Source organism: Nocardiopsis endophytica, assembly GCF_027706725.1.
Classification (GTDB): domain Bacteria; phylum Actinomycetota; class Actinomycetes; order Streptosporangiales; family Streptosporangiaceae; genus Nocardiopsis_A; species Nocardiopsis_A endophytica.
This window is the reverse complement of sequence record NZ_JAQFWQ010000173.1, coordinates 1-11,258: the sequence shown is the minus strand read 5'-3', so window position 1 is coordinate 11,258 and position 11,258 is coordinate 1. Positions and strand designations below refer to the sequence as shown.

Sequence of the window (11,258 nt, the reverse complement as noted above, 5' to 3'; positions counted from 1 at the left end):
GGCCCGCTGAGGGGCCGGGGTGTCGGCCCCTCAGCGGGCCCCGCCGTGGGCGCCGGTGTCGGGTCAGGGGCCGGTGTTGCGGTCGGGGGCGCCGGTGGTGAGGCGTCCGTAGGCCTGGAGGGTGAGCAGGCGGCGGATGGTGGCCATGCCGCGCCATTCGCGGGTGGCGAGTTCGGTCCAGTGTTCGCGGGCGGTGTCCCAGCCGCCGTCGGGTTGCTGGGTGGCTTCGAGGAGGTCGAGGTTGGCTTCGATCTCGGTGTCGGTGAACATGCGGCGGGCGATGCTGCGGGGGTGGGGGGCGATGTCGAGGGGGCGGCGGACGGTGCCGGGGCGCTGGGGGTCGGTTTCGATGACGGCGCGGATCATGGGGGTGAGGCGGTCGATGGCGGCTTCGGCGCGGGCGCGGTTGGGGGCGTGTTCGAGGAAGGTGCAGACGGCTTGGGCCTCGTCGGGGTCGGTCCAGTGGAGGGCGTCGATGCGGGTCCAGCAGAAGGCGGTGGCGCGGTCGCGCCAGGCTCCGGGGGTGTGGTGCTTGTGGAGGAGTCCGGCGATGGCGGCGGTGGGGCGCAGGGCGCCTTGGGGGTGTTCGGCGGCGGTGGCGCGCCAGTGGGGGGCGGCTTCGGTGTGGCGGGCGGCGGGGGTGACCGGGGGGACTCCGCCGTTGGGGTGGCTGACGCTGGTCAGGTAGGTGGTGATGGCGTTGGCGCGGTCCTGGTCGATGGGGCCGAGTTCGTCGAGGATGCGCAGGGCGTATTTGACGGCGAGGGGTTGGCTTCCGTGGCCGCGCAGGTCGGGGTAGAGGCCGTTGCCGTAGCCGCCGTCGACGTTGCGGTAGCCGTCGAGGACGGTCCGGACGGGTTCGGCGGGGCCGCCGGTGAAGAGGTGGGCGAAGCGGTGGCGGTCGAGGAGGCGGGCGGAGCGGGAGATGAAGTGCTCCGCTGCGTGCAGCGCGTCGGCTTTCACGGTGGTCATGCCCCGATTGTGCACCCGGGGGCCTGGGGCGAACCCGCCCAGCAAGCCCGATTTTGGGGATTTTGCCGCATTTATACTTGGGCAAAACGGACGTAAATTCTCGCCCAAGAGGCGAATTCTCACGAATCCTTAACGGCTCCGGCGCCGCTCCTTAACGGCTCCGGGCCACCGGGGTCCGGTCCCCCCGCGGGCCCGGCGCCGGGCCCGGCGGCGGGCGGCCAGGACGGCGGCGCCGGCCCATGAGGCGGCGACGGCCGCCGCCACCGCCAGCTGCGCGGTGAGCAGGTGCTCGGCCGGGTAGATGACGCCGGTCAGGTAGTGCTCGATGAAGCCTTCCGGCGGCAGCCCGGCCTGTCCCGCGCGCACGCGCGCCCAGTCCTCGACGTGGGTGAGGGGGCAGTCCCAGCCGACGAGGGTGATGGCCAGGGCGTAGGCGGCGACGAGCGCGTGCGGCCACAGCAGGGCGGGCCACCGCCAGGCGAGGAGGCCGCCGAGGGTGACGTAGGCGAGGAAGGCGAAGTGCAGGAGCATGGCCGCCTCCCCGAGGAGCCGGTACCCCATGCGTCGACGGTAACCGGCGGCCGGACGCCGGGCCAGGGGCCGCCCCTCGGGTGGCGCTGTTGCGAGGGGCGGCCCCGGACGGGGTGCGGGGGCCGCGCCGCGGTGCGCGGCCCCCGTCCGCCTGCTGCTACACCAGCGGCCGCGCCGTGGGCGGGATGGCCGTCGGGAGGGCCGTGTCCGCGCCCAGGTACCGGTCGACGCCCGCGGCCGCCGAGCGGCCCTCGGCGATCGCCCACACGATCAGGGACTGGCCGCGCCCCATGTCGCCCGCGCAGAAGACACCGTCCACGGTGGTGGCGTAGTCCTCGTCGCGGACGACGTTGCCGCGCCCGTCCAGCTCCACGCCCAGGTCCTCCAGCAGGCCCTTCTTCTCCGGGCCGACGAAGCCCATCGCCAGCGTGACCAGCTGGGCCGGGATCTCCCGCTCGGTGCCGGGCACCGGCTCGAACCCGTTCGCGGTGCGCTCCACGTCCACGAGCTTGAGCGCGCGCACCCGCCCCTGGTCGTCGCCGAGGAACTCCACGGTGTTGACCGAGTAGACGCGCTTGCCGCCCTCCTCGTGGGCGCTGGTGACCTTGTAGACCGCCGGCATGGTGGGCCAGGGCTGGCCCTCGGGCCGCTTGGCCGGGGGCTTGGGCATGATCTCCAGCTGGGTGACCGACCGGGCGCCCTGGCGGTGGGCGGTGCCGATGCAGTCGGCGCCGGTGTCGCCGCCGCCGATGACGACCACGTCCTTGCCCTCGGCGGTGATGGCGGGCTCGGCGGCGTCGCCCTCCTGCACCTTGTTGGCCAGCGGCAGGTACTCCATGGCCTGGTGGACGCCGTCCAGCTCGCGCCCGGGCACCGGCAGGTCACGGGCCTGGGTGGCCCCGCCGGTGAGCACCACGGCCTCGTTCTCGGCGCGCAGCTCCTTGGCGGTGATGTCGGTGCCCACGCTGATGCCGGTGCGGAAGCGGGTGCCCTCGGCGGCCATCTGGGCCAGGCGGCGGTCCAGGTGGCGCTTCTCCATCTTGAACTCGGGGATGCCGTAGCGCAGCAGCCCGCCGATGCGGTCGGCGCGCTCGTACACGGTCACGTCGTGCCCGGCGCGGGTGAGCTGCTGGGCGGCGGCCAGCCCGGCCGGGCCCGAGCCGACGACCGCGACCTTCCTCCCGGTGCGCACCTCGGGGGGCAGGGGCCGGACCCAGCCCTCCTCCCAGGCGCGGTCGATGATGGACACCTCGACGTTCTTGATGGTCACGGCGGGCTGGTTGATGCCCAGCACGCACGCCGACTCGCACGGGGCGGGGCACAGCCGCCCGGTGAACTCGGGGAAGTTGTTGGTGGCGTGCAGCCGCTCGATGGCCTCGCCCCAGTCGTGCCGGTGCACCAGGTCGTTCCACTCGGGGATGAGGTTCCCCAGCGGGCAGCCGTTGTGGCAGAACGGGATGCCGCAGTCCATGCAGCGGGACGCCTGCTTGGTGACGGTTCCGCGGTCGAAGTCCTGGTAGACCTCGCGCCAGTCCTGGATGCGGACGTCGACGGGCCGGTGCGCGGGAAGCTCGCGCTCGGTGATCTTCAAAAAGCCCTTGGGGTCGCCCATGGGTGGTCCCTCCTCTCTCGGCGCGGGGCTAGGCCTGCGCGGCGGCCATGACGGCCTGGTCGACGTCGGCTCCGGTGCGCTCGGCCTCGGCGCGGGCGGCCAGCACGCGCTTGAAGTCGCGCGGCATGACCTTGGTGAAGCGGGCGGACTCGGTGTCGAACCCGGCCAGCAGCTTCTCGGCGACGGCCGAGCCGGTCTCGGCGCGGTGCCGGGCGAGCACGTCCCGCAGGAACTCGCGGTCGGCGTCGTCGAGCGGCTCCAGGTCGACCATCTCGCCGTTGACCCGCTCGGGGTCCAGGTCGAGCACGTAGGCGGTGCCGCCGCTCATGCCGGCGGCGAAGTTGCGGCCGGTGCGTCCGAGGACGACGGCGCGCCCGCCGGTCATGTACTCGCAGCCGTGGTCGCCCACGCCCTCGGCGACGGCCAGGGCGCCGGAGTTGCGCACGCAGAACCGCTCGCCGACGACGCCGCGCAGGAACACCTCGCCGGAGGTGGCGCCGTAGGCGATCACGTTCCCGGCGATGATGTGCTCTTCGGCGGGGAAGGGCGCCTCCGCGGGGGGCCGCACGGTGATGCGGCCGCCGGACAGGCCCTTGCCGACGTAGTCGTTGGCGTCGCCGACCAGGCGCAGGGTGACCCCGCGCGGGACGAAGGCGCCGAAGGACTGTCCGGCCGAGCCGGTGAAGGTGATGTCGACGGTGTCGTCGGGCAGGCCGTCGGCGCCGAACCGCTTGGTGACCTCGTGGCCGAGCATGGTGCCGACGGTGCGGTTGACGTTGCGCACCGGCAGGTCGAGGGTGACCTTCTGGCCGAAGTCCAGGGCGCCCTCGGCGAGCTGGATGAGGGTGTTGTCCAGCGCCTTGGCCAGGCCGTGGTCCTGGCCGCGGACGCGGCGGACGTGGTCGCCCTCCCAGGGCCTCTCGGCGTGCAGCACGGGGGCCAGGTCCAGGCCCTGGGTCTTCCAGTGGCGGACCGCGTCGTCGGTCTCGAGGGCGTCGACGGCGCCGATGGCCTCGTCGAGGCTGCGGAAGCCCAGTTCGGCGAGGTATTCGCGGACCTCTTCGGCGATGAACTCGAAGAAGTTCACCACGAACTCGGCCTTGCCGGAGTAGCGCTCGCGCAGGGCCGGGTTCTGGGTGGCCACGCCCACCGGGCAGGTGTCCAGGTGGCACACGCGCATCATGACGCAGCCGGAGACGACGAGGGGCGCGGTGGCGAAGCCGTACTCCTCGGCGCCGAGCAGGGCGGCGATGACGACGTCGCGGCCGGTCTTCATCTGCCCGTCGGCCTGGACGACGATGCGGTCGCGCAGGCCGTTGCGGATGAGGGTCTGCTGGGTCTCGGCCAGCCCCAGCTCCCAGGGGGTGCCGGCGTGCTTGAGCGAGGTCAGCGGGGAGGCGCCGGTGCCGCCGTCGTGGCCGGAGATGAGCACGACGTCGGCGTGGGCCTTGGAGACGCCGGCGGCGACGGTGCCCACCCCGGCCTCGGAGACCAGCTTGACGTGGACCCGGGCCTGCGGGTTGGCGTTCTTGAGGTCGTGGATGAGCTGGGCGAGGTCCTCGATGGAGTAGATGTCGTGGTGGGGCGGCGGAGAGATGAGCCCGACGCCGGGGGTGGAGTGGCGGGTGGTGGCCACCCACGGGTAGACCTTGTGGCCGGGCAGCTGGCCGCCCTCGCCGGGCTTGGCGCCCTGGGCCATCTTGATCTGGATGTCGTCGGCGTTGGTGAGGTAGTGCGAGGTGACGCCGAAGCGGCCGGAGGCGACCTGCTTGATGGCGCTGCGGCGCAGGTCCCCGTTGTCGTCGGGGGTGAAGCGCCGCGGGTCCTCGCCGCCCTCGCCGGTGTTGGACTTGCCGCCGAGGCGGTTCATCGCGATGGCGAGGGTCTCGTGGGCCTCGGCGGAGATGGAGCCGTAGCTCATCGCGCCGGTGGAGAAGCGCTTGACGATCTCCGAGGCCGGCTCGACCTCCTCGATGGGCACGGGGGTGCGGGCCCCGTCCTTGAACTTGAGCAGGCCGCGCAGGGTCATCAGCTCCCCGGCGCGCCGGTCGACCTTGGAGGTGTACTCCTTGAAGATCTCGTAGCGGCGGGTGCGGGTGGAGTGCTGCAGCTTGAAGACGGTCTCGGGGTCGAACAGGTGGGGCTCGCCCTCGCGCCGCCACTGGTACTCGCCGCCGACGGGCAGGCGCCGGTGGTCGGGCCGGTCGTGGCGGTAGGCGGCGGTGTGGCGCAGGCGCACCTCTTCGGCGAGCACGTCGAACCCGGCCCCGCCCAGGCGGGAGGTGGTGCCGGTGAAGCAGTGCTCGATGACCTCCGCGCCCAGGCCCAGGGCCTCGAAGATCTGGGCGCCGGTGTAGGAGCTCACCGTGGACACGCCGATCTTCGACATGATCTTGAGGATGCCCTTGCCGTAGGCCTTGACGGTGTTGCGCACCGCGGCGGCCGTGTCGGTGCCGCCGATGACGCCGCGCTCGACCAGGTCGGCGACGGTCTCCAGGGCCAGGTAGGGGTTGACCGCGGAGGCGCCGTAGCCCAGCAGCAGGGCCATGTGGTGGCATTCGCGGGCGTCTCCGGCCTCCACGACCAGGCCGACCTTGTTGCGGGTCTTCTCGCGCACCAGGTGGTGGTGGACGGCGCCGGTGAGCAGCAGCGAGGGCACGGGGGCCAGGTCGGGGCCGGCTCCGCGGTCGCTGAGCACGAGGATGCGGGCGCCGCCGGCGATGGCGGCGTCGGCCTCGGCGCAGATCTCGTCGAGGCGGCGGCGCAGGGCGCGGCCGCCCCCGGCGACGGGGTAGGTGCCGGCCAGCACGTGCACCCGGAAGTCGGGGTTGCCGTCGGGGGCTCCGGCGGCGCGCACGGCGGCCAGTTCGGCGTCGTCGAGGACGGGGGTGGGCAGCACGATGCGCTTGCAGTCCTCGGGGGTGGCCGTGAGCAGGTTCTCCTCGGAGCCCAGTGCGGTGCCCAGGCTGGTGACCAGCTCCTCGCGGATGGCGTCCAGCGGCGGGTTGGTGACCTGGGCGAAGCCCTGGGTGAAGTAGTCGAAGAGCTGGCGGGACCGGGTGGACAGGGCGGCGACGGGGGTGTCGGTGCCCATGGAGCCGATGGGTTCGGCGCCGGTGCGGGCCATGGGGGTGAGGATGACCCGCAGCTCCTCCTCGGTGTAGCCGAAGACCTGCTGCTCGCGGGTGAGGTCGCGGCCGGCGGGGGCCTCGGGCTCGGCGGCGGGCAGGTCGGCCAGGCGCACCACGCCCTGCTCGAGCCATTCGGCGTAGGGGTGCTCGGCGGCGAGCTCGGCCTTGATCTCCTCGTCCTCGATGATGCGCCCGGAGGCGGTGTCGGCGACGAAGATGCGGCCGGGCTGCAGGCGGCCCTTGCGGACGATGCGCTCGGGCTCGATGTCGAGCACGCCGGCCTCGCTGGCCAGGACGACCGTGCCGTCGTCGGTGACCCAGTAGCGGCCGGGGCGCAGGCCGTTGCGGTCCAGGACGGCGCCGACGAGGCTGCCGTCGGTGAAGGACACCGAGGCGGGGCCGTCCCAGGGCTCCATGAGCATGGAGTGGTACTCGTAGAACGCCCGGACCTTGGGGTCCATCTCGGTGTGGTTCTCCCACGGCTCCGGGATCATCATGAGCACCGCGTGCGGGAGGGACCGCCCGCCCAGGTGGAGGAGCTCCAGGGCGGCGTCGAAGGAGGCGGTGTCGGAGTCCTCGGGGTCGACGATGGGGAAGATGCGCGACAGGTCGCCGGGCAGCACGTCGCTGACCAGGTCGGCCTCGCGGGCGCGCATCATGTTGCGGTTGCCCTTGACGGTGTTGATCTCGCCGTTGTGCGCCACGTAGCGGAAGGGGTGGGCCAGCGGCCACGACGGGAAGGTGTTGGTGGAGAAGCGGGAGTGCACCAGCGCCAGCGCGGAGGTGTAGCGCCGGTCGGACAGGTCGGGGAAGAACGGCTCGAGCTGGGGCGTGGTGAGCATGCCCTTGTAGGCGATGGTGCGGGGGCTGAGGCTGGGGAAGTAGACCCCGGCCTCGTGCTCGGCGCGCTTGCGCAGGCAGTAGGCGTGGCGCTCCAGTTCGATGCCGGTGGTGCCCTCGGCGGGGCCGCCGGGGGCGCCGGCGACGAAGAGCTGCCCGAAGTGGGGCATGGACTCGCGGGCGGCGGGGCCGCAGTAGGAGGGCTCGACGGGCAGGTCGCGCCAGCCCAGGACGGTCAGGCCCTCGTCGGCGGCCAGGGCCTCGATGGTGCGCACGGCGGCGGCGCGGTCGGCCTCGCCGGCGGGCAGGAAGGCGATGCCGGCGGCGTAGGCGCCGGCCTCGGGCAGGGTGAAGCCGCAGACCTCGCGGTAGAGGGCGTCGGGGATCTGGGTGAGGATGCCCGCGCCGTCGCCGTCGTCGGGGTCGGCGCCGGAGGCGCCGCGGTGGTCGAGGTTGCGCAGGACGGTGAGGGCCTTGCCCACGGTGTCGTGGGTGCGGCGGCCGGTGAGGTCGGCGACGAAGCCGACGCCGCAGGCGTCGTGCTCGAAGGACCGGTCGTAGAGGCCCTCCCCGGTGGCGCGGGCGGCCGCGTTGGGGGTGACTCGGGCGTTCGTGCGGGCGGCGGAACGCCGCACCTGGCCAGCAGGCATCTACCCTCCTGTCGTCGTGCGATGGGCTTTTGGACAAAGCGCATTCGGGACGACATTGGCCCTGCTGCGGCGGTGCGGTCTTGAGTTGTGGCCCGATCGCGGTCCCGGGTGGCCGGGGCGCGGCGGGGTGCCAGGGGCGGGTGGCGGGCGCGCCGTCCGGCCGGGTGTCACGTCCTCGTGGACCGGTTCGGTGCGCCGGGTGCCTGCCCCTGTCGGTGGTCAGGTTATACATCCTGGTCGCGGGCGGCGCGAATCGTTTCGCGCCTCCGCCGACCCCTCGCCGCTTCGGTGCGGCGCGGATGCGGTGTCCGCCCTCCCCTGCCCGGGGTCGGCGTGCCCCCTGCCCGGTGTGCCGGGCTAGCGGAGGGTCTTCCCCCCGGGTGGGGCGGCAAACATTCGCAAAGCGGATGAAACCACCGGACGGCAGAGTAACAACACGGCTGCCGCGGTGTTTCCACCGGGGGTCCACGATAGGTGATCACCGGGGACGCCGACCATGGGCCGCCGGCCCCGCGACGCCCCCCGGAGGGGAGTACATCTGCGCAGGTGAAGGGGGACACGGGGAGGCGTGGCCCAGGACTGTTAAGGGAGTGTTTCATCTCACTCGCCCGATCGCCCGCAGTAGCCGCCCTCGCGGGCCGCACGGCGGGCGCCCCCTCCCCCACCTGGGGAATGGGAGGATCGGACGGTGAACGATCTTCCACCTGAGCTCTCCGCCCTGCTCGACGCGCAGGGCGCCGACGCCGCCCGTGCCCACCGCGTCCTGGCCGCCCTGTCGGACGGGGCCTGGTGGAGCCCCCGTGAGCTGGTGCGCGCGACCGCGGTGGCGCACCGCACCGCTTCGGCGGTCCTGGACGCGCTCGGCCCCGACCTGGAGCGGGATTCGAGCGGCGCGGAGGAGCGGGTCCGCCTGGTCCGGACCGGCCCTTACGCGGCCTTCGACCGCCCGCGCGCGGCCGACCCGTGGGCGCCGCTGATCCAGGCCCGCCCCGAGGCGGCCGAGGAGCTGCGCCGCCTGGTGGCCGAGGCGCCGCCGTCCCGCACCGACCTGGACCACGTGGCCGCCACCGCCCGGACCGCCCTGCGGCGCGGGGTCTTCCTCGACGAGCGGTTCGACCTGGCCGGGCGGCGGCTGCTGTGCGTGGGCGACCACGACCTGACGTCGCTGGCGGCGCTGCTGGTGCGCCCGGAGGCCGAGGCGGTGGTGGTCGACGTGGACGAGCGCATGCTGGCCTACATCGGCGCCGCGGCGGACCGGCTGGGCCTGCGGGTCCGGTGCCATTTCGCGGACCTGCGCCTGGGGCTGCCCCCGGCGGTGGCCGGGGCGTGCGACGTGGTCTTCACCGACCCGCCGTACACCCCGGAGGGCGTCGAGCTGTTCGTGCGCAGGGGCCTGGAGGGCATGGCCGACCCCCGCCGGGGGCGGGTGGTGGTCGCCTACGGGGCGAGCGAGACCACCCCGGGGCTGGTCGCCAAGACGCAGGCGCGCCTGGCCCGGATGGACCTGGTGTTCGAGGCGGTGCACCCGGACTTCAACCGCTACTCGGGCGCCGAGGCCATCGGTGCCGCCAGTGACCTGTACGTGCTGAGACCGCTGGCGCGCGCGGCGGCCGGGCGGGGGCCGGAGGCGGCGCGGATCTACAGCCAGGGCGGCAACGCGAAGGAGGCGGCCGCGGCGCGCTCGGGCGAGCTGGAGGAGCTTGCGGGCTCGTCGGCGCTGCCCGAACCGGGGTCGGACGGGGGGCCGGAGACGGTGGTGGGCGACTGGCCCGCGACCGCGGCGCGTGCGGGGGTGCACCGGGTGCGGCTGGGCACGTGGATGTCGACCCCGGTGGAGGCCGAGGACGCGGTGGTGAACCTGACCGGCGGCTGGGAGGCGCTGCTGGGGCGGGCGCTGCTGGCGTCCGGGGGGATGAAGGTGCGGGCGGTGGTCCCCGCGTCGGCGCCGCAGGTGCGCGACGAGGCGGGGCAGCGGGCGCTGGCGGCGCTGCTCGGCCCGGGTGTGGGGGTGCGTTTCCGCCGGGGCGGGCCCGGGAGCCGCCTGATGGTGGTGGAGGCCGCACCGTCCCCGCCCGGCCCGGACGCCCCGCCGTCGGACCGCCTGCGCGCCCGCTGCCGGGAACGCGCCCATGGGCCGCTCCCCCGCGTGATGCGGGAGGCGCTGATCGCGGTGGCGGCGGAGGAGGGCCGGTCGGTCAACAAGAAGACGGCGAGGCGCTCAGTGGCCGAGGCGGCCCCGTGGGCGGCCGGGCACACCCTGCTCGACCTGCCGGAACACCGGTTCCCGGACCTGGACCGCGCAGCCGAGAGGATCTTCGAGGCCGTGGAGGGAGACCCCCGAGACCCCGGGGAGTGAGGCAGGGCACCCACCACCCCACCGACGACGAAGGCGCGCGCCCCTGAGGCAGCGCCGTCGGCCGACGGGCGTGTGCATGGTCCCCGAGGACAGCGGCGACGAAGGAGGCGGGCGCCCCTTCCTGCAGCGCCGTCGGCTATGGGGCGTGCGGATGGTCACCGTGAAGCGGCGACGACGGAACGAGCCAGGCGCTTCCCCGGCCCCGCCTGCCGTCCGGCGGGCCGCTCGCGGTCCGGGTGGCCGGGCGGCCGAGCAGGAACCCCACTTCAGGGCCCCAGCCGGGCGGCGGCCTGGCGGAGTACGGCGCGGAAGGCGGCGACGACGAAGGCACGCGACCCTTCCGGCAGCGCCGTCGGCCGTGGGGCGTGCGGATGGTCACCGTGACGGGCGGCGACGGCCGGAGCAGGGCGGTTCCCCGGCCCCACCTGCCGTCCGCCGGGAGGCCGGGGAAGGCGGTGCGGCGGGCAGGGTCCGCGCTCTCCGTCGCCCAGGAGGCGCCCCGGACCCACCCTGCGAACCCCTACAACTCCCTGACCTGGGCGAACACTCCGCGTTAAGGGTGACGGCGGGCGGGAAGAGCGCTCGGCGACGCCCGCACAGACCCCGGCGCGACGATCACGGCCACACCAGAACGGGATTCGGGAACTCAATGCCCGTTTTACACCCCTTTAGGCGGCTCCACTCGCCACCCGGGGCGGCCGCACCGCCACCCGGGCGCTCCGGCTGCACACTTGCGGGCCACGATGGACCGATATCGGCTACACACGGTGACACCAGGCCCGACAAACGGCCCCGGTGCGCCGCTTAGGGCCCTCCTGGAACCGAATCCCGTTCTGGTATCGCGATGACCGCACACCCGCACTGCCCGCAAGGCCGGTCCAGGCGTCGAACGGGGCGCAGGAGGGGGCCAGCATCCCGAAAACCAGGCAAAGCGGGCACCGTGCCGGTATCAGCTCGCCCGGAACCCACCTTTCGGGCGCCTCAGGCACCCCGGGGTCATCTTGAGTGGTGAAATCGACGCCCAATCCGCCGAAAAGCGTCGATTTCACGACGCAGGATGCCCGCACCCCCTCCCGCCGCCCGCTATGCCCGGTATGCGCCACACAGGAGACCCCCTCCGCGATGATCTCGGGGAAGTCGGGGTTAAACCGGACACGATAAGCCCG

5 protein-coding genes are annotated in these 11,258 nt (G+C 73.8%); 1 reads left to right on the top strand and 4 read right to left on the bottom strand.

Translation table 11 applies throughout. The features are described 5' to 3' along the window. Positions 1-63: 63 nt before the first annotated feature. From O4J56_RS31105 to gltB, 4 genes are all read right to left on the bottom strand, one after another. The gene (locus O4J56_RS31105) at positions 64-972 is read right to left on the bottom strand and encodes a prenyltransferase (protein ID WP_270690747.1); all 909 of its coding nucleotides are present in this window, start codon (positions 970-972) and stop codon (positions 64-66) included. A gap of 129 nt (positions 973-1,101) precedes the next feature. Further along, on the bottom strand, positions 1,102-1,533 hold the full coding sequence (locus O4J56_RS31100) for a DUF2784 domain-containing protein (protein ID WP_270690746.1): 432 nt from the start codon (positions 1,531-1,533) through the stop codon (positions 1,102-1,104). Positions 1,534-1,660: 127 nt separating this feature from the next. Further along, positions 1,661-3,115, bottom strand: a complete 1,455-nt coding sequence (locus O4J56_RS31095; protein ID WP_270690745.1) for a glutamate synthase subunit beta — start codon at positions 3,113-3,115, stop codon at positions 1,661-1,663. A gap of 28 nt (positions 3,116-3,143) precedes the next feature. Next, positions 3,144-7,736 (bottom strand): glutamate synthase large subunit, encoded by a 4,593-nt coding sequence (gltB, locus tag O4J56_RS31090; RefSeq protein WP_270690744.1) that lies wholly within the window; start codon positions 7,734-7,736, stop codon positions 3,144-3,146. 688 nt (positions 7,737-8,424) lie between these two features. Here gltB and O4J56_RS31085 point away from each other — a divergent pair. Continuing rightward, on the top strand, positions 8,425-10,092 hold the full coding sequence (locus O4J56_RS31085) for a bis-aminopropyl spermidine synthase family protein (RefSeq protein ID WP_270690743.1): 1,668 nt from the start codon (positions 8,425-8,427) through the stop codon (positions 10,090-10,092). Positions 10,093-11,258 lie beyond the last annotated feature (1,166 nt).

Bases quoted from the DNA above. Each gene is read 5' to 3' on its own strand.
- O4J56_RS31105 (WP_270690747.1), bottom strand. From the start codon at position 972: ATGACCACCGTGAAAGCCGACGCGCTGCACGCAGCGGAGCACTTCATC.
- O4J56_RS31100 (WP_270690746.1), bottom strand. From the start codon at position 1,533: ATGGGGTACCGGCTCCTCGGGGAGGCGGCCATGCTCCTGCACTTCGCC.
- O4J56_RS31095 (WP_270690745.1), bottom strand. From the start codon at position 3,115: ATGGGCGACCCCAAGGGCTTTTTGAAGATCACCGAGCGCGAGCTTCCC.
- gltB (WP_270690744.1), bottom strand. From the start codon at position 7,736: ATGCCTGCTGGCCAGGTGCGGCGTTCCGCCGCCCGCACGAACGCCCGA.